Origin of the sequence: Enterobacter cloacae complex sp. 2021EL-01169, from assembly GCF_020733125.1 — a bacterium.
Classification (GTDB): domain Bacteria; phylum Pseudomonadota; class Gammaproteobacteria; order Enterobacterales; family Enterobacteriaceae; genus Enterobacter; species Enterobacter roggenkampii.
On sequence record NZ_JAJFTC010000001.1, the window covers coordinates 986,387 to 1,008,264 of the forward strand.

The 21,878-nt window shown below is 53.8% G+C and carries 31 protein-coding genes; 27 read left to right on the plus strand and 4 right to left on the minus strand.

The window, feature by feature from the left end; all coding sequences use genetic code 11:
• Positions 1-26 precede the first annotated feature (26 nt).
• From LLF79_RS04565 to LLF79_RS04610, 10 genes are all read left to right on the plus strand, one after another.
• Entirely contained in the window at positions 27-1,121 is a 1,095-nt protein-coding gene (locus tag LLF79_RS04565) for a phage major capsid protein, P2 family (protein ID WP_227879140.1), read from the plus strand.
• 3 nt (positions 1,122-1,124) lie between these two features.
• A complete protein-coding gene (locus LLF79_RS04570; RefSeq protein WP_227879141.1) occupies positions 1,125-1,880 on the plus strand; it encodes a terminase endonuclease subunit in 756 nt (251 codons plus the stop codon).
• Positions 1,881-1,979: 99 nt separating this feature from the next.
• The gene (locus tag LLF79_RS04575) at positions 1,980-2,486 is read left to right on the plus strand and encodes a head completion/stabilization protein (protein ID WP_047721322.1); all 507 of its coding nucleotides are present in this window, start codon (positions 1,980-1,982) and stop codon (positions 2,484-2,486) included.
• A complete protein-coding gene (locus tag LLF79_RS04580) occupies positions 2,486-2,689 on the plus strand; it encodes a tail protein X (RefSeq protein ID WP_023209074.1) in 204 nt (67 codons plus the stop codon). Before LLF79_RS04575 ends, LLF79_RS04580 begins: the two co-directional genes overlap by 1 nt.
• On the plus strand, positions 2,680-2,901 hold the full coding sequence (locus LLF79_RS04585) for a hypothetical protein (protein WP_032652221.1): 222 nt from the start codon (positions 2,680-2,682) through the stop codon (positions 2,899-2,901). The genes LLF79_RS04580 and LLF79_RS04585 overlap by 10 nt, the downstream gene beginning before the upstream one ends.
• The gene (locus tag LLF79_RS04590) at positions 2,885-3,394 is read left to right on the plus strand and encodes a lysozyme (protein WP_227879142.1); all 510 of its coding nucleotides are present in this window, start codon (positions 2,885-2,887) and stop codon (positions 3,392-3,394) included. The genes LLF79_RS04585 and LLF79_RS04590 overlap by 17 nt, the downstream gene beginning before the upstream one ends.
• Positions 3,391-3,816 (plus strand): Rz-like lysis system protein LysB, encoded by a 426-nt coding sequence (gene lysB / locus LLF79_RS04595; protein WP_032652216.1) that lies wholly within the window; start codon positions 3,391-3,393, stop codon positions 3,814-3,816. Before LLF79_RS04590 ends, lysB begins: the two co-directional genes overlap by 4 nt.
• A complete protein-coding gene (lysC, locus tag LLF79_RS04600; RefSeq protein WP_074166796.1) occupies positions 3,704-3,949 on the plus strand; it encodes an Rz1-like lysis system protein LysC in 246 nt (81 codons plus the stop codon). Before lysB ends, lysC begins: the two co-directional genes overlap by 113 nt.
• Positions 3,912-4,379, plus strand: a complete 468-nt coding sequence (locus tag LLF79_RS04605) for a phage tail protein (protein WP_227879143.1) — start codon at positions 3,912-3,914, stop codon at positions 4,377-4,379. Before lysC ends, LLF79_RS04605 begins: the two co-directional genes overlap by 38 nt.
• Positions 4,372-4,830 (plus strand): phage virion morphogenesis protein, encoded by a 459-nt coding sequence (locus LLF79_RS04610; protein ID WP_032652212.1) that lies wholly within the window; start codon positions 4,372-4,374, stop codon positions 4,828-4,830. The genes LLF79_RS04605 and LLF79_RS04610 overlap by 8 nt, the downstream gene beginning before the upstream one ends.
• A gap of 66 nt (positions 4,831-4,896) precedes the next feature.
• Here the strand turns inward: LLF79_RS04610 and LLF79_RS04615 are convergent, their stop codons facing one another.
• The gene (locus LLF79_RS04615; RefSeq protein WP_032652209.1) at positions 4,897-6,150 is read right to left on the minus strand and encodes an HNH endonuclease; all 1,254 of its coding nucleotides are present in this window, start codon (positions 6,148-6,150) and stop codon (positions 4,897-4,899) included.
• 190 nt (positions 6,151-6,340) lie between these two features.
• On the opposite strand from LLF79_RS04615, the gene LLF79_RS04620 reads away from it, so the two are divergent.
• The 16 genes from LLF79_RS04620 to LLF79_RS04695 all read left to right on the plus strand — a co-directional run bounded on the left by LLF79_RS04620 (position 6,341) and on the right by LLF79_RS04695 (position 19,497).
• On the plus strand, positions 6,341-6,982 hold the full coding sequence (locus tag LLF79_RS04620) for a phage baseplate assembly protein V (RefSeq protein ID WP_032655471.1): 642 nt from the start codon (positions 6,341-6,343) through the stop codon (positions 6,980-6,982).
• A complete protein-coding gene (locus tag LLF79_RS04625; RefSeq protein ID WP_000218498.1) occupies positions 6,979-7,329 on the plus strand; it encodes a GPW/gp25 family protein in 351 nt (116 codons plus the stop codon). The genes LLF79_RS04620 and LLF79_RS04625 overlap by 4 nt, the downstream gene beginning before the upstream one ends.
• Positions 7,330-7,335: 6 nt before the next feature.
• Entirely contained in the window at positions 7,336-8,244 is a 909-nt protein-coding gene (locus tag LLF79_RS04630) for a baseplate assembly protein (RefSeq protein ID WP_032652203.1), read from the plus strand.
• Positions 8,237-8,845 (plus strand): phage tail protein I, encoded by a 609-nt coding sequence (locus tag LLF79_RS04635; RefSeq protein ID WP_227879144.1) that lies wholly within the window; start codon positions 8,237-8,239, stop codon positions 8,843-8,845. Before LLF79_RS04630 ends, LLF79_RS04635 begins: the two co-directional genes overlap by 8 nt.
• Positions 8,842-9,828: a phage tail protein gene (locus LLF79_RS04640; RefSeq protein WP_032652199.1), complete on the plus strand. Its 987-nt coding sequence runs from the start codon at positions 8,842-8,844 to the stop codon at positions 9,826-9,828. The genes LLF79_RS04635 and LLF79_RS04640 overlap by 4 nt, the downstream gene beginning before the upstream one ends.
• The gene (locus tag LLF79_RS04645) at positions 9,828-10,424 is read left to right on the plus strand and encodes a tail fiber assembly protein (RefSeq protein WP_227879145.1); all 597 of its coding nucleotides are present in this window, start codon (positions 9,828-9,830) and stop codon (positions 10,422-10,424) included. Before LLF79_RS04640 ends, LLF79_RS04645 begins: the two co-directional genes overlap by 1 nt.
• Positions 10,425-10,547: 123 nt before the next feature.
• On the plus strand, positions 10,548-11,741 hold the full coding sequence (locus tag LLF79_RS04650; RefSeq protein WP_227879146.1) for a phage tail sheath protein: 1,194 nt from the start codon (positions 10,548-10,550) through the stop codon (positions 11,739-11,741).
• Positions 11,742-11,753: 12 nt separating this feature from the next.
• Positions 11,754-12,272: a phage major tail tube protein gene (locus LLF79_RS04655; protein ID WP_023333115.1), complete on the plus strand. Its 519-nt coding sequence runs from the start codon at positions 11,754-11,756 to the stop codon at positions 12,270-12,272.
• Positions 12,273-12,332: 60 nt separating this feature from the next.
• Positions 12,333-12,641 carry a phage tail assembly protein gene (locus LLF79_RS04660; protein WP_059290894.1) on the plus strand — a complete coding sequence of 103 codons (309 nt, stop codon included), beginning with the start codon at positions 12,333-12,335 and terminating at the stop codon, positions 12,639-12,641.
• Positions 12,638-12,796, plus strand: a complete 159-nt coding sequence (locus tag LLF79_RS04665) for a GpE family phage tail protein (RefSeq protein ID WP_240326290.1) — start codon at positions 12,638-12,640, stop codon at positions 12,794-12,796. Before LLF79_RS04660 ends, LLF79_RS04665 begins: the two co-directional genes overlap by 4 nt.
• Positions 12,786-15,233, plus strand: coding sequence for a phage tail tape measure protein (locus LLF79_RS04670; protein WP_227879147.1), 2,448 nt, complete (start codon positions 12,786-12,788; stop codon positions 15,231-15,233). Before LLF79_RS04665 ends, LLF79_RS04670 begins: the two co-directional genes overlap by 11 nt.
• A gap of 12 nt (positions 15,234-15,245) precedes the next feature.
• Entirely contained in the window at positions 15,246-15,710 is a 465-nt protein-coding gene (locus tag LLF79_RS04675; RefSeq protein WP_227879148.1) for a phage tail protein, read from the plus strand.
• Positions 15,707-16,876 (plus strand): phage late control D family protein, encoded by a 1,170-nt coding sequence (locus tag LLF79_RS04680; protein WP_227879149.1) that lies wholly within the window; start codon positions 15,707-15,709, stop codon positions 16,874-16,876. Before LLF79_RS04675 ends, LLF79_RS04680 begins: the two co-directional genes overlap by 4 nt.
• A gap of 76 nt (positions 16,877-16,952) precedes the next feature.
• On the plus strand, positions 16,953-17,174 hold the full coding sequence (locus LLF79_RS04685) for a DNA-binding transcriptional regulator (protein ID WP_149323800.1): 222 nt from the start codon (positions 16,953-16,955) through the stop codon (positions 17,172-17,174).
• Between the two features lie 282 nt (positions 17,175-17,456).
• Positions 17,457-18,323 carry a hypothetical protein gene (locus LLF79_RS04690; protein WP_227879150.1) on the plus strand — a complete coding sequence of 289 codons (867 nt, stop codon included), beginning with the start codon at positions 17,457-17,459 and terminating at the stop codon, positions 18,321-18,323.
• 220 nt (positions 18,324-18,543) lie between these two features.
• The gene (locus LLF79_RS04695; RefSeq protein ID WP_045417965.1) at positions 18,544-19,497 is read left to right on the plus strand and encodes a helix-turn-helix domain-containing GNAT family N-acetyltransferase; all 954 of its coding nucleotides are present in this window, start codon (positions 18,544-18,546) and stop codon (positions 19,495-19,497) included.
• 39 nt (positions 19,498-19,536) lie between these two features.
• Here LLF79_RS04695 and LLF79_RS04700 read toward each other — a convergent pair whose 3' ends face one another.
• Positions 19,537-19,833 (minus strand): YciI family protein, encoded by a 297-nt coding sequence (locus tag LLF79_RS04700; RefSeq protein WP_008502794.1) that lies wholly within the window; start codon positions 19,831-19,833, stop codon positions 19,537-19,539.
• 220 nt (positions 19,834-20,053) lie between these two features.
• Between LLF79_RS04700 and tonB the strand changes: the two genes are divergently transcribed.
• On the plus strand, positions 20,054-20,776 hold the full coding sequence (gene tonB, locus LLF79_RS04705) for a TonB system transport protein TonB (protein ID WP_023617069.1): 723 nt from the start codon (positions 20,054-20,056) through the stop codon (positions 20,774-20,776).
• Between the two features lie 38 nt (positions 20,777-20,814).
• On the opposite strand, the gene yciA is transcribed toward tonB, so the two are convergent.
• A complete protein-coding gene (yciA, locus tag LLF79_RS04710) occupies positions 20,815-21,210 on the minus strand; it encodes an acyl-CoA thioester hydrolase YciA (protein ID WP_008502796.1) in 396 nt (131 codons plus the stop codon).
• A gap of 104 nt (positions 21,211-21,314) precedes the next feature.
• Positions 21,315-21,854, minus strand: a complete 540-nt coding sequence (locus LLF79_RS04715) for a septation protein A (protein ID WP_008502797.1) — start codon at positions 21,852-21,854, stop codon at positions 21,315-21,317.
• Between the last annotated feature and the right edge of the window lie 24 nt (positions 21,855-21,878).

Below are 21,878 nucleotides of genomic sequence, written 5' to 3' on the forward strand. Positions count from 1 at the left end.
ACCCTTTTACCCGAACAGGAAAAACCATGCGTAAAGATACCCGCTTCAAATTTAATGCCTACCTGTCCCGCGTTGCGGAGCTGAACGGCGTTTCCACTGATGACGTGGCGAAAAAATTCACCGTCGAGCCGTCGGTCACGCAAACCCTGATGACCACCCTGCAGATGTCATCCGCGTTTCTGACCAAAATCAACATCGTGCCGGTCGACGAGCTGAAAGGCGAAAAAGTCGGGGTGGGCGTCAACGGCACGATTGCGAGCACTGCCGACACCGCCGGTGATGATGAGCGTAAAACCGCAGACTTTACCGCGCTGGAGTCCAATAAATACGAGTGTGCGCAGATTAACTTTGATTTCCATATCCGCTACAAACAGCTCGACCTGTGGGCGCGATTCCAGGACTTCCAGACCCGTATCCGTGACGCCATCATCAAACGTCAGTCCCTCGATTTCATCATGGCCGGTTTCAACGGCATCGAGCGCGCGGCGACGTCCGACCGCAAAAAGAATCCGATGCTGCAGGACGTGGCGATCGGCTGGCTGCAGAAGTACCGCAATGAAGCGCCAGCGCGCGTGATGTCAAAAATCACCGACGAAGAAGGTGCGGTGATTTCAGACGTGATCCGCGTGGGTAAAAACGGCGACTATGCGAACCTCGACGCGCTGGTCATGGATGCCACCGGCAACCTGATTGACGAGATTTATCAGGATGACCCGGAGCTGGTTGTCATCACCGGGCGTAAGCTGATGGCGGATAAATATTTCCCGATCGTCAACAAAGAGCAGGCAAACACCGAGTCGCTGGCCGCTGACATCATCATCAGCCAGAAACGCATCGGCAACCTGCCAGCCGTGCGCGTGCCTTACTTCCCGGCAGATGGACTGATGGTGACGCGTCTCGACAACCTGTCTATCTACTTCATGGATGACGCGCACCGTCGCAGCATCATCGAAAACCCGAAGAAAGACCGCATCGAAAACTATGAGTCAATGAATGTTGACTATGTGGTCGAGGCTTATGCCGCCGGTTGCCTGATTGAAAACATCAAGCTCGGTGACTTTACCCCACCGGCAGCGCCGGAAAGCGCTTCCGCGCCTGCAAATAACGAAGGCGGAGAGTAAGCCATGACGAGTCCCGCAGCGCGTCACATGATGCGGGTCTCGGCCTCTGAAACAGCGCAGCGGGCTGCCGTCCCGCTGCGCAATGCAACTGCCTATGAGCAGATGCTCGTTAAGCTGGCCGCAGACAACCGCACGCTCAAACAAATCAGCTCCAAAGAGCGCAAAGCCGCGAAAAAGCGCGAGCTGCTGCCGTTCTACCTGCCGTGGGTCGCTGGCATCCTCGCAAACGGCAAAGGCGCACAGGATGACATCGTCATGACGGTGATGCTCTGGCGTCTCGATGCTGACGATATCGCCGGGGCGCTGGAAATTGCCCGTTACGCCATGACCTACGGCCTCACCATGCCGGTCGGTCGCCGTCCGACGCCGTGCCTGCTGGCCGAAGAGGTCGCGCTCGCAGCGCAGCGCCTGCTGGCGGCAAAACAGCCGGTCAATCTGGCGAACCTGCTCGACACTATCGCGCTGACTGAACGCGCGGATATGCCCGATATCGTGCGTGCGAAGCTGCACAAAATCACCGGCTACGTGCTGCGTGAAGCGGAGCAACTGCCCGAGGCGCTGGCGCACCTGCAGCGTGCGATCCAGTTAGAAAGCACTATCGGGGTGAAAAAGGATATCGAGCAGTTAGAGCGCCAGCTCAGGCCAAAACCCGAACCGGCACCGAAAACCAAAACGACTAAACCGCGCACGCGCAAGCCTGCCGCCAAACCAGCGGCACGGCGCGGGCGTCCACCAAAGGCGGCAAAAGCCGCAGGTTAACCGAGCGCTCCCCGAGCCGGGCGGCACGCCGGTCAATGCGGGTATCAATTGCCCTGACTGCGACCGGCGTCCACCGCCCACCCATTACCCGAGGTTGTCATGACGACGCTGATTATTGAGCCAAAAAAAGAGCCGCAGGATGTGCCGGGCGTGGTGATACCGCCACCGAGCGTGAGCGAGCCGGTAATCAAAAACACCCCGTTTTTTCCTGACGTTGATCCGAAGCGCGTGCGGGAAGAAATGCGACTGGAGCAGACCGTTTCCCCCGTGCGCCTGCGCCGGGCGATTAAGACCGCCATTGCGGAGACTAATGCGGAGCTGAGCGACTGGCGCGAAAGTCAGCTCGATGCCGGTTATGCCACGCTGGCGGATGTCCCAACGGACAAGCTCGACGGCGAGAGCGTGCGCGTTTTCCACTACTTCAACGCCGTGTGCTCGATGACGACGGCCACGCTTTATGAGCGTTTTCGCGGCGTGGATGCGACCGCCAAAGGGGACAAAAAAGCCGACAGCATCGACAGCACTATCGATGAAATGTGGCGGGATATGCGCTGGTCTGTGGCGCGCATCCAGGACAAAGCGCGCTGCATTGTGGGGCAAATCTGATGAAAGCATATGCGCTGCAGGGCGACACCCTCGACGCGATTTGCGCCCGGTACTACGGGCGCACTGAGGGCGTGGTCGAAACCGTCTTAGAGGCAAATCCCGGCCTGTCTGAGCTCGGCGTCATCCTCCCGCACGGCACGGCAATTGAGCTGCCTGAGACCGAGAGCGCGGCCAGAACCGAAACGGTGAATCTATGGGACTGAGTATGGAAAAAATCACCACGTTTATCGCCTACTGGCTGGCCGTGGGGCTGGCGTATGTCGGGGCAATGTCCCCCGAAAAGATGGCGCTTTACGTGGGCGGCGGATGCGCCATTTTTACCGCGCTGACGAACTACTGGTTTAAGCGCAAAACCTATATCTATCTGACGTCCCTCGGACTCGATAAAGGGGCTATTCGTGAAATCAATCGTTAAAAAGTGCAGTGTGGCCTCCGTGCTGGCGCTGGCAGCGCTGATGCCTGACTTTCGTCTGCTTAACACCTCGCCCGGGGGGCTGGCGCTGATTGCCGACCTCGAAGGCTGTCGCCTGACGCCTTACCAGTGCAGCGCGGGAGTGTGGACGTCGGGCATCGGCCACACTGCAGGCGTCGTGCCAAAGGGGGAAATCACCGAGCGGCAGGCGGCGGCGAATCTCGTCGCGGATGTGCTGAACGTCGAGAAACGTCTGGCCGTATGCGCGCCGGTGAAAATGCCGCCGCAGGTTTACGACGCGCTGGTCAGTTTCTCATTCAATGTGGGAACCGGCGCGGCCTGCCGGTCGACGCTGGTCTCGTTTATCAAACGCCAGCAGTGGCCGCAGGCGTGCGACCAGCTTACCCGCTGGGTTTACGTGAACGGCGAAATTAACAAAGGGCTGGAAAACCGCCGCGCGCGCGAGCGTGCTTACTGCCTCAGGGGGACTGAATGAAACTGATGTTGTTTTTACTGGCCGCGCTGATTGCGGTAGTGCTCTGGCAGCGTCATGAAACCGGCAACCTGACTCGCTCGTTTGAACGGGCGAACAGGGTCGCCACGGAACAAAAAACCGCGATCGGAATGCTGAAAAATCAGCTTTCCGTTTCGCAGGGAATTGCCAGGCGAAATGAAACCGCGCAGGTCAGTTTACGCGGCGAACTGCTGGCCGCCGGTGCGATGGCCGTGCGGCGTGAAGAAACCATTACGAGGCTGATTAATGAGAATGAAACCTTACGCCGCTGGTATAGCGCTGAGCTGCCTGATGTTGTGCGCAGGCTGCACACCCGCGCCGGTTGCGCCTCCGCCGGTCATTGTTTACAGCGCCTGCCCGAAGGTGAGCTATTGCCCGATGCCGGGAAGCGACCCGGCCACTAACGGCGACTTGAGCGCCGATATTCGCAGGCTTGAGCACGCGCTCGCCGCCTGCGCGCTGCAGGTTGAAACCGTCAAAGACTGTCAGGACAAACTCGATGAAGAAAGCACGCAGCCTGCGCGAAGCGCTGATTAAAGCCGTACCGCAGCTTGAAACAAACCCCGAAATGATGCGCATCTTTGTCGATGAGGGGAATATCGATGCGCGTCTCGCGGCCTCGCTGTCGCATGAGAAAATTTACACCCTGAATGTGATCGTGTGTGACTTTGTGGGCGACCCTGACCTGATTTTCGTGCCGGTCGCCGCATGGCTCAGGGAAAACCAGCCGGATATCTGCACGCTCGATGACGGCCGCAAAAAGGGCTACCGTTTCCAGATGGATTTGAACGACGGGGACAGCGTCGATATCAGCATCAGCCTGCAGCTCACCGAGCGCACTATCATCAAAGAGGAAAACGGCGCGCTGCACGTGAGCTATGCCCCTGAGCCGCCGCTGCCGGTGCCCGTAACCCCACCAAAAGAGCTCTATCTTGATGGGGAGCTGGCGAGTAAATGGGATGAGTGAATTTAAGCCCTTTGACGACCGGCTCAATGGTCTGATCGCTGCCCTGTCACCAGCAGCGCGCCGGAAGTTGGCCGGGGAGATAGCAAAAGAGCTGCGCAAGTCGCAACAGCAACGCATCAAACTGCAAAAAGCCCCTGACGGCTCCCCCTATCATGCGCGAAAGCGTCAGCCTCTCAGGGCTAAAAGCGGGCGGATTAAACGGACGATGTTTACGAAGTTGCGTACTAACCGCTACATGAAAGCCAGTTGCCGCAATGATGCGGCTGTGGTGGAATTTACCGGAAAGGTACAACGGATTGCGCGGGTGCATCAATTTGGGTTAAAAGACGCACCAAACAAAAATAGTAAAACTATAACTTATCCAGTTCGCCAGTTAGTTGGAGTAAGTGATTATGATATCAAGATGATTATGAAGGAAGTCTATATGTGTTTGTCAAATAATGGAATTTAAGATTAGTGATTGCTTTTATAACGCAGTCACTAATCTCAGTGGGCTTATTACGATGTGTGAAGGGCTTTATAAAAAACCAATCCAATTTTGTTTAAGTTCAATCTCATCTATTTCATAGTATTTATTTGTGTGCTTGGATAGTACGTGATATTTTATGTAAGAGCGTGGTAATGGAACTTTAAAAGTTGAGCCTTTCTTACAAACATTTGCAAGTATGTCTTTGTATGGGTCGGTTTTTTCAATTACCTCATGTAATAGAGTAATGTAGGTTTCATGTTGGTCATATAAGGGGATTACATCTTTTGGAGTGTTGGCAATCGAGTGCTCAAATGGCTCAAATCCTTGCTCAAATTCAGTGATATTTTTTCCTTTAAATAAAAAACTCAATGTAATAGGTCCTTGAATGGCATTTAGGCCGTCAATAAACTTTACTTTTTCAAATCTTTTGTTTTCAACATCATTTATACCAATAATTGACTGTTGGATGGTTAAGTAATTTTTCTTTGATAGTGTGATGCCAATGGTGTAAACACCATTGATTCGCACTAGACAAAAAAGTGAATTATTGTTGGTTGTAAGAATTAAAAGATGTCTATTTCTTTCCATGTCGATATATGGTTCGAATGGTTTAATGATTTCTTCATTTAGTCCGTCACCAATATTTACATATTTTGCTGCAGCTTCAATATCACCTTGGAGTAGTATTTGAGAGATTTTTATTGCGGTCTTATCATGGAAGTATCCATTAATAGAGTCAACTGCGAACTCATATGCGATCTTCAATGCTCCAATTTTCATTTTTTCAAAGTTCATACTCCATGTTGATTTGTATGCTGAATTATTTTCAACTTTTTTTGTGTCTGTCTTTACAATATCAGATTCTTTTAGATTGTTTCTCTCCAGTATTTTTTTTAAAATTAATTCTTGCTGGTCTAGATCAGACTCATCTAATGACATGGTTAATCCAATAACATTTCCTGCGTTATCCTTTATGAGTTTAGAATACGGCATGAAATAAGGTTCGTAACTCCCATCTTTTTTCCTCCTATAGGTTGCCTTTATTTCTGGGTCTTCTTCATTTGTAAAGATTCCACCTAATGGGTTAGGAATGCCACCGGTTTTCCCCTTAAGATTGTATCGGCTACGATATAACTCACCAAATTTATTATTTATTAAATGAGTGTCTACCTTTGTTCCCAATAGAGAGTTGCAATCTCTGCATACTGTGTGTACGTGATAGTAACCGCCAAGCGAGTCAGGGATAACATGTTCATCTGACATGTTATCTTTTTCTAATCTGCAAATAATGCATGTGGTCATAAATAATTCCATTTTAAATGATTGGGTTGAAGGATTTAATTTGGCTTAGGTGAGGGTGTTTACCCATGAATAATATATGCTTTTGATTTTCATGATGGAAGTGTTTATTACAAATTATTTCAATGTTGTGTCATGGACTAGCCGTGAGCTTGGCTTTGAGTTATTTAGCTGTCAGAGGCATCCTTTCTCCATGAATAATCTAAATTCTCTGCAGGAAATCACACGCGCGATCCGCAACCTTATCCGCACCGGCATCGTGACCGAGGTCGACCACGACGAGGGGCTTTGTCGTGTCCAGACTGGCGGCATGGAAACCACCTGGCTGAACTGGCTAACCTGTCGCGCCGGTCGCTCGCGCGTATGGTGGGCTCCGTCCGTTGGCGAGCAGGTACTTTTGCTGGCGATCGGCGGCGAGCTCGACACGGCCTTTGTGCTGCCCGGCATTTTCTCTGACGACCATCCCGCGCCGTCTGCCTCACCTGATGCATTTCATGCGTCCTTTCCTGACGGGGCGGTTATCGAGTACGAACCCGAAAACGGCGCGCTCACCGTGTCAGGCATCAAAACCGCTGACATCATCGCGTCTGAGTCCATTACGGCAACCGTGCCGGTGGTGCTGGTGAAAGCCTCGACCAGTATCACGCTTGATACGCCGGAGGTGGTTTGCACCAACAAACTGACGACCGGCACGCTCGAAGTAAAGAAAGGCGGGACTATGTCCGGGAACATTGAGCACACCGGCGGGACACTGAAATCAAACGGCGTGCAGGTGGACAACCACGCACACGGCAACGTTCAGAGCGGCGGAAGCTGGACTAAGGGGACGCAATGACGGTGCGTTATCTGGGAATGAACAGCCGGACCGGCCTCAGTATCTCTGAGGTTGAGCATATCCGGCAAAGCGTGCGCGACATTCTGGTCACGCCGGTTGGCTCACGCGTCATGCGCCGTGAATATGGCTCGCTCCTGTCGCAGATGATTGACCAGCCGCAGACCCCGGCGCTGCGCCTGCAGATTATGGCCGCGTGCTATTCCGCGATCCAGAAGTGGGAGCCACGCGTAGACCTCTCGACCATTACCTTTGAACGGTCGGAGACCGACGGCGGGCTGTATGTCGACATCACTGGCACCCGCTCGACCGGCGGCCAGCCATTTTCCATCACCATTCCACTGAGCTAAATCACTATGGCAACCGTTGACCTGAATCAGTTACCTGTTCCCGATGTGGTGGAAGAACTGGACTTTGAAACCATTCTTGCCGAACGCATTGCGACGCTAATTTCGCTTTATCCCGAAAATCAGCAGGAGGCTATCGCCCGGACGCTGGCACTTGAGTCAGAGCCGATTGTGAAGCTGCTGCAGGAAAACGCCTATCGTGAAGTTATCTGGCGTCAGCGTGTGAACGAAGCCGCGCAGGCGGTAACGCTCGCGTATTCAACCGGTCGCGACCTTGACGTCGTGGCCGGGAACAATAATACCGGACGCCTGACCATTACCCCTGCAGATGACACCACCATACCGCCAACGCCTGCCGTTATGGAATCAGATGCTGACCTGCGACTGCGCACACAACAAGCTTTTGAAGGATTAAGCGTGGCGGGTCCGGTTGGTGCCTATGAGTATCACGGTCGAAGCGCTGACGGACGGGTCGCCGACGTGTCGGTCGAAAGCCCGTCGCCCGCCTGCGTGACGATTTCCGTGTTATCCCGTGAGGGTGACGGCACCGCGAGCCCTGAGTTACTGGCAGTCGTTGAAAAAGCACTGAACGCCGAAGATGTGCGACCGGTGGCTGACCGTGTGACCGTCCAGTCAGCCGAGATTGTGCCGTACCAGATTGACGCGACGATCTACGTTTACCCCGGCCCCGAATCTGAGCCCATCAGGCAGGCATCAGAGCAGAGGCTTCAGAGCTACATCAGCGCGCAGCACCGCCTCGGGCGTGATATCCGGCTGTCAGCCATTTACGCGGTGCTGCATGTTGAGGGGGTACAGCGTGTCGAGCTGGCATCACCACAGGCCGATATTGTGCTGAGCAAGTCGCAGGCGTCGAACTGTACCGAGTACCAGATAACTATCGGGGGCTCGGATGAGTGACCGGCTGTTACCCGTTGGCTCGTCGCCGCTGGAGGTTGCCGCCGCTGCCGCGCTCTCTGAGATTCAGCGCGTGCCGGTAACGCTGCGCACTCTGTGGAACTGGCGCACCTGCCCGGTAAACCTGCTGCCGTATCTGGCGTGGGCGCTGTCGGTCGACCGGTGGGATGAGAAGTGGCCGGAGGCGACAAAGCGCAGCGTCTGCGCATCTTCGTTTTTCGTCCATCAGCACAAAGGCACCATCAGCGCATTGCGTCGGGTGGTTGAGCCGCTCGGCTTTCTGATTGAGGTGCGCGAGTGGTGGCAGCTCAACGAGGCGCTAGGCACTTTCCGCCTCGTTGTCGGCGTGCTCGACAGCGGCATCACTGATGAAATGTATCAGGAGCTCGAGCGCCTGATTGAAGACGCCAAACCGGCAAGCCGCCACCTGACGGGGCTGGCTATCAGCCTGAGTGCGACCGGTGAGCTATATGTCGGCGCGGGATGCTACGACGGCGACGCGCTCACCGTTTACCCCTACACCCCCGAGGAAATTGTCGTCGGCGGTGAATATTACCCGGCCTCGGCCATCCATTTGATTGATAACCTGAGAGTGAACGCATGACCGCAAAATATCTTGCCATTCTGACCAATCAGGGCGCGGCGCGGCTGGCGAACGCGGCGGCACTCGGAACCAGACTAAACCTGACGCAGATGGCCGTCGGCGATGCGAATGGTACTTTGCCGACCCCTGACCCGGCGCAGACGAAGCTCATTAACCAGAAGCGCATCGCACCGATAAACCTGCTGACCGTTGACCCGGCCAATACCAGCCAGATTATCGCGGAACAGATTATTCCCGAGAATGAGGGCGGTTTCTGGATACGCGAGATTGGTCTCTACGACGATGAGGGGATTCTGATTGCCGTGGCAAACTGCCCGGAGACCTACAAGCCGCAGCTGCAGGAGGGAAGCGGCCGCACGCAGACCATTCGCATGATTCTGATTGTGTCGAGCACGTCGGCCATTACCCTGAAAATCGACCCGTCGGTGGTGCTGGCAACGCGCCAGTATGTCGAGGATAAGGTTATCGAGGTGAAAGCCTATGCCGATAATCTGCTGGCCGCACACCTCGCCGCTGCAGACCCGCACACGCAATACCTCAAAACGGCGGATATTGATAAATATATTCCGGTCGGTTTTCCGCTGCCGTGGCCACAGGCAACTCCGCCGGAGGGCTGGCTTAAATGCAACGGCGCGGTTTTTGACAAAGTGAAATATCCAAAGCTGGCTGTCGCTTATCCATCCGGTAAATTGCCTGACTTGCGCAGTGAGTTTTTGCGAGGGTGGGATGACGGGCGCGGGATAGATAATGGACGAGCGCTATTATCCGCTCAGGTCGGCTCTGGAGTTGGGATGTTCATCGGGGGGCATTCAGATGGGACCGCATATATCCCATTGAGTGATTTCGACAGCGTTGTCGACAACAGCCCGTCATGGTCACACATAAATACCGCAGGGCTGATTTCTTCAATTGGTGGTCAACGGTCATCATTCGGCGCTCGCCCACGCAACATTGCATTTAACTACATCGTGAGGGCGGCATAATGGCAAAAGCGACACTTAACAAACAGGGCATTACCACAAAAGCCGGTGATATGACGGTTTATAACTATGACGGTGAAACCCGCGAATATCTGACGTCCACTGTCGAGTTTCTGGCGCTGGGCGTGGGGATTCCTGCTAATTCCTGCACCGATGCACCGGTCGAAGAAAAAGAAGGTTTCGCGGTGTGTCGCGCGGCCAGTCTTGACGGGTGGGAGTATGTCGCAGACCATCGCGGTGAGACGGTTTATGACACGGAAACCGGTCAGCCGGCCAACATTACCGCGCCCGGTGACTATGCCGTCGGCGTAACTACGATTGCACCGTCGACCCCCTATGACCGCTGGAACGGTGGCGAATGGGTCACGGATAAGGACGCGCAGAAAAACGGTCAGGTTAAGGAGGCTGAACAGAAAAAATCCGCGCTGCTGTCAGAGGCGCAAAGCGCTATCAGCCTGTGGCAGACTGAGCTGCAGCTCGGCATCATCAGAGACGATGACAAGGCCAGCCTGATTGCGTGGATGAAATACATTCAGGCGCTGAACGCGATCGACACATCTACGGCGCCGGATATTGAGTGGCCGGAAAAACCAGAATAAACGAAGCCCTCCACCCGGAGGGCTTTTTTGTATGTTGTGTTATCCCTCCACCAACGGCATTGCATCGCGCCTGCGCGACACACAACAGAAAATAGTCGCACCCCTAACCACGGAGTTAAACAGATGGGCGACTATCATCACGGCGTCGAGGTCATCGAGATTAATGATGGCACGCGCACCATTTCCACCGTCTCGACGGCCATCATCGGCATGGTCTGCACGGCCAGCGATGCTGACGCAAAGACATTCCCCCTGAACGAGCCGGTGCTGATTACCAGCGTGCAAACGGCGATCGGTAAGGCCGGTAAAAAAGGCACGCTGTCAAAATCCCTGCAGGCCATCGCCGACCAGTGCAAACCGGTCATTGTGGTGGTGCGCGTTCCCGAAGGTGTCGACGACCCGTCAGACCCGGAAGCGGCGCAGAAAGAAACCATTTCCAACATCATCGGCACGACCGACGAAAACGGCAAATACACCGGGCTGAAAGCGCTGTTAACAGCGAAAACCGTCACCGGTGTTAAGCCGCGCATTCTCGGCGTGCCGGGGCTGGATACGCAGGAAGTGGCGACCGCGCTTGCGTCGACCTGCCAGAGCCTGCGCGCGTTCGGCTATGTGAGCGCGTGGGGCTGCAAGACCATTTCCGACGCCATTAAATACCGTGAGAACTTCAACCAGCGCGAGCTCATGGTCATTCACCCTGATTTTCTGGCATGGGACACCACGGCGAACGAAACCGATATTGCATGGGCGACCGCCCGCGCGCTCGGCCTGCGCGCCAGAATCGACCAGGATACCGGCTGGCACAAAACGCTGTCCAACGTCGGCGTGAATGGCGTCACCGGCGTCAGCGCCTCGGTCTCATGGGATTTGCAGGAGCAGGCCACCGACGCCAACCTGCTGAATCAGGCCGGGGTGACAACGCTCATCCGCAACGATGGCTTTAAATTCTGGGGTAACCGAACCTGCTCGGACGATCCATTATTCGTGTTTGAAAACTACACCCGCACGGCGCAGGTGTTGGCCGACACGATGGCGGAAGCGCACGCGTGGGCGATGGATAAGCCCGTTTCTGCAACGCTCATCCGCGACATCGTCGCCGGTATCAATGCCAAATTCCGCGAGCTGAAAAACAACGGCTATATCGCTGACGGCTCCTGCTGGTACGACCCGGAGTCAAACAGCGTGGAAACCCTCAAAGCCGGGAAACTGTATATCGATTACGACTACACCCCCGTCCCGCCGCTGGAAAACCTGACCCTGCGCCAGCGCATCACCGATACCTATCTGGCAGACCTGTCAGACTCGGTCAACAGCTAAGGAGCTCAGAGCATGGCGTTACCACGCAAACTGAAATACCTGAACATGTTTAACGACGGTCTCAGCTACATGGGCGTCGTGGAATCCGTCACCCTGCCAAAGCTGACCCGCAAGCTTGAGAAATATCGTGGCGGCGGGATGCCGGGCTCGGTGTCGATTGACCTAGGCCTCGACGACGACGCGCTGTCGCTTGAGTGGACGCTGGGCGGTTTGCCTGACGTTGAGCTGTGGGCTCAGTACGCGTCACCGGGTGCGGATAGCGTGCCGCTGCGCTTCACCGGCTCTTTCCAGCGCGATGACACCGGCGCAATTTCCGCCGTTGAGGTGGTCATGCGTGGCCGTCACAAGGAGTACGACGGCGGCGAGAACAAGCAGGGTGAAAGCGGCACGACCAAAATCGCGACCGAGTGCTCGTACTACCAGCTCACGATCGACGGCAAAGAGGTCATCGAGATTGACGTCGTCAACATGGTGATGAAGGTCGACGGCGTCGACCGTCTCGCTGAGCACCGCCGGGCGATTGGCCTGTAACCCGTTAACCGGTCAGCCAGGCTGGCCGGTCGCTTACTCACATTCAAAGAGAGCAACATCATGGAAAACATCAACGAAACCGCCACCACCGAAACCGAAAACCCGAACATTGTGATCCTCGATAATCCCATCATGCGCGGTGAGCAAAAAATCGAACAGGTGACCGTGTCCAAACCCAACGCCGGGACTCTGCGCGGCGTGAGTCTGGCCTCGCTGGCAAACTCTGACGTCGACGCGCTGATTAAGGTGCTGCCGCGCATGACATACCCGGCGCTGACCGAGCCCGAGGTTATGCGTCTGGAAGCGTCAGACCTCATTTTGTTCGCCGGTAAGGTGGTCGGTTTTTTGTCGCCATCTTCGGCACGCTGACCTTCCCGGATAACCTTTCGGTCGATGACCTGATGGCGGATATCGCGGTGATATTTCACTGGCCGCCATCAGAGCTGAATTCCCTGAGCGTGACCGAGCTCATCACATGGCGCGAAAAGGCGCTGCAGCGAAGCGGACACCACCATGAGCAATAACGTCAGACTTGAGGTACTGCTGAACGCAGTCGACCGGGCAAGCCGACCGCTCAAAGCTATCCAGACTGCCAGCAAGACCCTTGCTGGCGATATCCGCACTTCTCAAAACAGTCTGCGCGATCTGAATGCGCAGGCTGGCCGAATTGACGGATTCAGGAAAGCGAGCGCACAGCTTGCCGTGACCGGCCAGTCGCTTAACAAGGCCAAACAGGAAGCCGCCGCGCTGGCAGTTCAGTTTAAAAATACGCAGAACCCTACAACCGCGCAGGCGCGCGCGATGGAGGCGGCAAAAAAATCCTCCGCTGACCTGCAGCTCAAATACAACAGCCTCAGGCAGTCGGTACAGCGCCAGCGTACCGAGCTCGCGCAGGCCGGTATTAATACCCGTACTCTCTCGGCGGATGAGCGCCGCCTGAAAACCAGCATCAGTGAGACGACCGCGCAGCTAAACCGGCAGCGCGAGGCGCTGGCGCGGGTCAGTCAACAGCAGGCGCGACTGAGTCGCGTTAAAGAGCGTTATCAGGCCGGTAAATCCCTTGCCGGAGGCGCTGCTGCGGCAGGCGCGGCGGGAGTCGGTATTGCCACGGCGGGAACGATGGCCGGAGTGAAATTACTCACGCCCGGTTATGAGTTTGCACAGAAAAACTCTGAGCTGCAGGCCGTGCTCGGCGTCGATAAACAGTCACCCGAAATGGAGGCGCTGCGCAAACAGGCGCGCCAGCTCGGGGACAATACCGCTGCGTCTGCAGATGATGCGGCGAGCGCGCAGATTATCATTGCGAAAAGCGGCGGGGACGCCGCAGCGATTCAGGCGGCGACGCCGGTCACGCTGAATATGGCGCTGTCTAACCGTCGCTCGATGGAAGAAAACGCCGCGCTGCTGACGGGTATGAAATCCGCGTTTCAGATGTCAAACGACCAGATCGCACACATCGGCGACGTGCTGTCGATGACCATGAACAAAACGGCTGCTGACTTTGACGGGCTGAGCGACGCACTGACGTATGCTGCGCCGGTGGCAAAAAATGCCGGGGTCAGCATCGAGCAGACCGCCGCAATGGTCGGCGCGCTCCATGACGCCAAAATCACCGGCTCGATGGCGGGGACGGGCAGCCGTGCCGTGCTGAGTCGCCTGCAGGCTCCGACCGGTAAGGCATACGAGGCCATCAAAGAGCTCGGCGTTAAAACGTCTGACAGCAAGGGCAACACGCGCCCGATATTCGCCATTCTGAAAGAAATGCAGCGCAGTTTTGAGAAAAACAATCTCGGAACAAGCCAGAAAGGCGAGTACATGAAAACCATCTTTGGTGAGGAAGCCAGCTCCGCGGCGGCGGTACTGATGACCGCGGCATCAAGCGGCAAACTCGACCAGCTCACGGCGGCGTTTAAAGCCTCGGACGGGAAAACCGCTGAGCTCGTTAAAATCATGCAGGACAACCTCGGCGGTGACTTCAAAGAATTCCAGTCAGCCTATGAGGCCGTCGGTACTGACCTGTTTGACCAGCAGGAGGGGGCACTGCGTAAGCTCACCCAGACAGCCACGAAATATGTGTTAAAGCTCGACGGCTGGATCCAGAAAAATCAGGGGCTGGCGCAGACCATCGGCATCATAGCTGGCGGCGCACTGGCAATTATTGGCATCCTCGGGGCAATTGGTCTGGTCGCCTGGCCGGTTATTACCGGCATTAATATTTTGATTGCCGGTGCGTCGCTGCTCGGGACGGTTTTCTCTGTGGTGGGCGGCGCCATCATGACCGTGCTCGGGGCGCTTACGTGGCCGATAGTGGCTATTGGCGTTGCCATCGTCGCAGGTGCGCTGCTTATCCGCAAATACTGGGAGCCAATAAGTGCGTTTTTCTCAGGCGTAATGGAGGGGTTAAAGCAGGCTTTTGCCCCTGTAGTGGAACTATTCGAACCGTTAAAGCCGGTTTTTGACTGGCTGGGTGACAAACTGAAAGCGGCGTGGCAGTGGTTTAAAGACCTGATCGCACCGGTTAAGTCGACGCAGGAGACGCTCGACAGCTGCAAAAATGCGGGTGTGATGTTCGGTAAGATGCTGGCTGAAGCGTTGATGTTACCGCTCAAAAGCTTTAATACATTGCGCGCCGGCGTTAACTGGCTGCTGGAAAAACTCGGGGTTATCAATAAAGAATCGAGCGACCTTGACCAGAAGGCCGCTAAAGCCAGTGCCGCCACCGGCTCGCAAAATGGGTCTTATATTCCGGCAACCTCAGCATATGGCGGTTATCAAGCATATCAGCCGGTAACGGCACCCACGGGTAAGACTTACGTCGACCAGAGCAAGCCTGAATACAACATTAATCTGAATGGTGGCATCGCGCCGGGCAGCGACCTTGACCGGCAACTCCGCGAGGCTGTCGATAAATTCGACCGTGAAAACCGTGCGCGTCAGCGCTCAAGTATGCGCCATGACTGAGGGAGATAAAGCATGTTAATGGTTTTAGGTTTGTTTGTGTTTGAGCGCCGCACGCTGCCCTATCAGTCCATGCAGTATTCGAAGGATTACCGCTGGGCGTCAAACGGCCGTATCGGCAAGCCACCGGCTTACCAGTATCTCGGGGAAGGGGAAACCACGCGCACGCTGTCGGGCGTGCTCTATCCCGAAATTACCGGCGGACGTCTGTCACTGACTGCCATCGAGCTGATGGCAGACGAGGGGCGCGCGTGGCCGCTGATTGACGGAACGGGCATGATCCACGGCATGTATGTCATCGACAAAGTGACGCATACGCACACCGAGTTATTCAGCGACGGAGCGGCGAGAAAAATCGAGTTTAGCCTTTCTCTTAAGCGGGTCGATAAATCGCTGGCGGCCATTTATGGCGACCTGAAAACGCAGGCCGACAATCTGGTCACGTCTGCCGGTGACTGGCTGGGAGGGCTGGCAGGATGATTACAGGAATGGATATTCAGGCCGGGGCGAAGATTGCCCCGGCGTTTATGCTCAAGCTGGATAACGATGATATCACGCAGGATTTTAGTGACCGTCTTATCAGTCTGACCATGACCGATAATCGCGGATTCGAGGCCGACCAGCTCGATATCGAGCTTGATGACACTGACGGCCAGATAGCTTTGCCACCGCGTGGCGCAACGTTGACGCTATGGTTAGGCTGGCAGGGTTCCGCGCTGATAAAAAAAGGGACGTTCACGGTCGATGAAATCGAGCACAGGGGCGCACCTGATACGCTGACCATCCGGGGGCGCAGCGCCGATTTTCGCGGGACGCTGAACTCTCGCCGGGAACAGTCATGGCATGACACCACGCTCGGGCAAATTGTGGAGACGATTGCGTCACGCAATAAGCTGACGGCCAGCGTGGCCGACGCGCTGAAAGCCGTCGCCGTACCTCACATTGACCAGTCGCAGGAATCCGACGCGGTGTTTCTGTCCCGTCTGGCTGACCGGAACGGGGCGGCGGTTTCGGTAAAAGCGGGGAAATTATTATTCCTGAAAGCCGGAAGCGGTAAGACGGCCAGCGGGAAGCCCATTCCTCAGATGACGCTTGAGCGAGGCGACGGTGATCGTCATCAGTTTGCCATTGCTGACCGGGAAGCCTATACCGGCGTGACGGCAAAATGGCTGCACACCAAAGACCCGAAGCCGCAAAAGCAAAAGGTGAAGCTCAAGCGTAAACCGAAAGAGCAACACCTCCGCGCATTGCAGCACCCGAAAGCGGCCAAAGCCACAGCAAAGGCCAAAGCTAAAAAAGAGCAGGAAGCGCGAGAGGGTGAGTATATGGCCGGTGAAGCTGACAACGTGCTGGAGCTTACGACCATTTACGCGACAAAGGCGCAGGCCATGCGCGCCGCTCAGGCGAAGTGGGACAAGCAGCAGCGAGGTGTCGCGGAGTTTTCAATCACGCTGGCGATTGGCCGGGCAGATTTATTTCCTGAAACGCCAATCGTGGTGAAAGGGTTTAAGCGCGTCATAGACGAGCAGGCGTGGATAATCAGCCGGGTGGTGCATAACCTCAACAGCAACGGCTACACGACGGGCTTAGAGCTTGAGGTTAAGGTTTCGGATGTGGAGTACGAAAGCGAAGAATTAACGCAGTGATTTGTTTTTATGTATTTGTTATATAAGGATAAATTGAGTAAAATTAGCGCATCGGAAATTAAATGAGGTGCTCACCATGTTTCACTGTCCAAAATGCCATTTTGCCGCTCACGCCCGCACAAGTCGCTATTTTACCGACACGACCAAAGAGCGCTATCACCAGTGCACAAACATCAACTGCAGCGCGACATTTGTGACCACCGAAACGGTCGAGCGCTTTATCGTATCGCCGGGGGTGGTAGTACCAGCAGCACCGCACCCGTCTAGGTCAGGACAGCAACAGATTCAATGGATGTGACTCTTCATAAAACCCGCAGATGCGGGTTTTTGATAATAATTAGTTTGCACTTGCGGTATAATTTAATACCGTAAAATGCAAAACAGACTTAACTCAAATTAATTATCCCCAATACGCCTGATTTATTTTAAATAAAATCAATAGTTTTCTGTGGTGATAAATTGTGTTAATGTAATTAACTGTTAAAATATTGGCATTGTATTTATCGCATCCATACAATCAACAAAATATACTTAAGTGAGCAATTTTATTATGCTTTGTGTTTACTAAATGGGAAGTGTTATGAAAGAAAAAATAGATCTCAAAAATCCGCTTACAAAGAAAGTAATAGGGCGCATCCAAACACATTTTGCAATATGTTTGGATAATACACTTCAGATTGAAAAATCTGTTAATGCAATTCTGTTTCCATTGAAACATGAAAGTCGGCCTGAGCAAATTGGAAGTGGTGTATTTGTTAATATAAAAGGTGAGTACTTCGTGTTTTCTGCATCGCATGTATTTGATGCTATAGGTGAACATGAGTTATTAATGTCGTGTGAAGGTGAAGAGAGGGTAACGACGTTTAAAGGTGATAGGTTCAGTACAGCAAGGGGGGTATCTGGAACGCATAATGATGATCCTTACGATTCATCAGTATTTCATATACAAGATTCGATAAGCGATAACATAAAAAAACTTGCTTTAAACTATGATGATCTTGATAGAACGGTCTCGGACAGTTTCGACCACTCGTATATAGTTAGTGGATTTTATTCAAAAAATTCTAAGTTACGTAACAGCACTATCAATTGTAAACGTGAAAGTTTTGGCTCTAGGGAGTTGCTCAAAGAAGACTATGAGTTGTTAGGTATTGATAGAGAATGGCATCTCTCTTTGGCATACGAAAAAAATCTTCTTAAAAATGGCATTTTTACTCTTTCTCCGACACCGCAAGGCTTCAGTGGTGGTGCTATTTTTAAATTTAGTTCGTTTGATTTAAATAAGTTGTGTATTAAACCAAAAATAGAGAGACCTAAACTTTCTGCTATAACAATTGAATATAAAAAAGAAAAAGGTAATATCCCTGGGACATTGATTGGATCACGCATAACACAGCACTTAGCCCTTATAAATAAGTATCTTCCAGGTTTATTAGACGATTGCTGATACTATTATATTAACTTATTAATTATTCGCAATAAGAAGCCCCGCGTTTGCGGGGCTTTAAGTATCGATGTGGTCAATGAGTGGACGTGGCATGAAATAAATCCTTTTATTTCATTTGGTTGAAGCGTTTAAAAAGGCTCCGGAGGGAGCCTTTTTTCATTGTGTTTGACACTCCCTCACCATTTGGTTGTATAGTACAACTAAATGGTGAGGACATAACATGCACAGCGAAACCCCGGTAGTCAGTGTTATTCGACGTTCCTCGCGCCTGATGGTGCGAGAGTTAGGTTTTATGGGTTCTACCCTGGCCTCAACGAATTACTCGCCTTCGGCCGTCCATACTCTGGTCGAAATTGCCCTACGAAAAGAGATGACGGCGAGTCAGCTGGTACAGCTGCTGGGCCTGGAAAAGTCCAGCGTCAGTCGGATGCTGGCTCGCCTGATTGCCGCAGGCGAACTCGAGGAGGTCATTTCTACCGAGGATGCGAGAGCAAAGAGCCTCAGGCTGACCGCGAAAGGTCACGAGACGGTCAGCAAAATTAATACCTTCAGCAATGAGCGCGTGGTCACAGCAATAAAACGTCTTGCTCCTGCCCAGCAGCAGACCATTTCTGAGGGGCTCTCCCTTTATGCCAACGCGCTGCTGGCATGCCGCGAGGCGGGCAACGATATGCAGCCCGATGAGCTGAAGATAGTGCAGGGGTATATCCCGGGCATGATTGGCCGTATCGCGGAGATGCATGGCAGTTATTATTCGCGGGAGCATAATTTTGGTCGCTTCTTCGAGGCCAAAGTGGCTTCGGGGCTGGCTGAGTTTAGTGAAAGACTGGAGAAGCCCTGTAACCAGATTTGGCTGGCAGTGCTCAACGACAAAATTGTCGGCTCGGTAGCGATCGATGGCGAGGATCTGGCGCCGGGTGAAGCCCATCTTCGCTGGTTTATTCTTGATGATGGCTGCCGGGGGCACGGCGTAGGGAAAAAACTGCTGAATGAAGCGATGCGGTTTTGCGACAGCGCCGGTTTTTCAGCTGTGCACCTCTGGACGTTCAATAAGCTGACCGCCGCCAGGCGTCTGTACGAGTCGTATGGGTTTACGCTGGTAAAAGAGTGGGAAGGCGAACAGTGGGGAAGCCTTATTACAGAGCAGCAGTTTACCCGGTACAGAGGGGCGTAATCGCGCCTAAAAAAGGCTCCTTTCGGAGCCGCTTTGGTATCAGAACACTTTCTTGTACGGTCTGACCGTCACTTTTGCATACACGCCCGCTGCAACGTACGGGTCTGCGTCAGCCCAGGCCTGAGCGGCTTCCTGGGATTCAAACTCAGCAATGACCGTGGAGCCGGAGAAACCGGCAGCACCCGGATCGTTGCTGTCTACTGCAGGCATGGGGCCAGCGGTCAGTAATCGGCCTTCATCCTGAAGCAACTGCAAACGTGCCAGATGCGCAGGGCGCACAGACTGGCGTTTTTCGAGCGAATCAGCAACATCTTCAGAGTAAATCACGTAAAACACGGCGAAGCTCCTTAACCGGTAAAAGTGTCAGTTACGTTATGTGAAAGGGCAAACGACTGCAATGTAAAATAAAAACAATGTTAATACCCTGATCTGTATGCGCCTTTTTTGGCCTCTCGGGCGCTAAAATTGCGCCAGAGCAAAGTGTCTTATTGAATATGATTGCTATTTGCATTTAAAATCAGGGTTCGGTTTTTTAACGTTGATGACTATGACTTCGATGACCCTTGATTTACCTCGCCGCTTTCCCTGGCCGACGCTGCTTTCTGTCGTGATTCACGGTGCCGTTGTGGCGGGTCTGCTGTATACCTCGGTTCATCAGGTTATTGAAATGCCCGCGCCCGCGCAGCCGATTTCGGTGACGATGGTCTCGCCAGCGGATCTTGAACCGCCGCAGGTTGCCCCTCCGCCGCCACAGCCGGTGGCTGAACCGGAGCCAGAACCCGAGCCCGTTCCGGAGCCGCCAAAGGAAGCCCCGGTGGTGATCCACAAACCTGAACCAAAGCCAAAACCTAAGCCAAAGCCAAAGCCGGTCAAGAAGGTCGAGGAGCGTCCGAAACGCGAGGAACGTCCGGTTGAACCGCGCGCGACCCAGCCGGTCGAAAATGCAGCGCCTTCACGTCCGGTGATGAACAATACGGCAACGACGTCAAAGCCAACCGTAACCGCGCCAGCGGGCCCGCGCGCCGTAAGCCGCAATCAGCCTCAGTATCCGGCGCGAGCTCAGGCCTTGCGTATTGAAGGGCGCGTACGGGTGAAATTTGACGTAACTGCGGATGGCCGCGTGGATAATGTGGAAATCTTGTCTGCGCAACCTTCTAATATGTTTGAGCGCGAAGTGAAATCTGCCATGCGCAGATGGCGCTATGAGCCAGGCAAGCCGGGTAGCGGATTGATCGTCAATATTGTTTTCCGCCTGAACGGCGGGGCGCAGATGGAATAAAAAAAGCCTCCGAAAGGAGGCTTTTTTTTGCCTGTCGATCAGGCCTGTGGAAGTTGACGAGGTTTGCCCTCGCTGTCCACGGCGACATAAATAAACAGCGCTTCAGTGGCCTTATAGCGTTGCCCAATCGGCTCAGAAGAGACTTTCTTCACCCAGACTTCGATGTTGATGGAAATGGAGGTATTACCGCGCTTCACGCAGCGCGCGTAGCAGCAAACCACATCACCCACCGCAACCGGGCGCAGGAAGGTCATGCCGTCCACTCTCACGGTGACCACGCGCCCGTGGGCAATCTCTTTTGCCAGAATTGCGCCGCCCATATCCATCTGCGACATCAGCCAGCCGCCAAAAATATCGCCATTGGCATTGGTGTCAGCGGGCATTGCCAGTGTGCGTAAAACCAGTTCGCCCTGAGGGGCGTTAGTTGTTGTCATTGTTTTAACTCGTAACGGAAGACTTCAGGCGGGATGCTACTATGATTCGCGTGCGGAGAGAATAGACCAGAACGCCCGTCGTTGACGTTCTGGTCAGTCAGTAATCAGTGGTTGTCGTCCTGGGGCATATGGCGATAAATGTATACGCCGCTTAACAGCGTGAAGATAAGCGTCAGCGCGGTCAGGCCAAAGACCTTAAAGTTGACCCAGATATCCTGCGGCAGCCAGAAGGCAATATAGATGTTAGCGAGACCGCAAAGAATAAAGAAGATTGCCCAGGCGGTATTCAGACGCGACCAGACCACCTGCGGAAGCGTTAGTTCTTTACCTAACATGCTCTGGATCAGGGGCTTTTTCATGAACCATTGACTGAACAACAGCGCTGCTGCAAACAACGCATAAATAACAGTCACCTTCCACTTAATAAATTCAACATCATGCAAGGCGATGGTCAATCCACCGAACACCGCTACTAAAACGAACGTGATAAGCGCCATTTTTTCGACTTTGCGATAGCGAATCCAGCTGTAGATCAGCACAACGGCGGTCACAACGATTAACGCTTTTGTTGCAGCAAAAATGTCGTACAACTTATAGACAGCGAAAAACACCGCGAGCGGTAAAAAATCAAGAAACTGCTTCATTCTGTGATTCCATCTTCTGAGCGG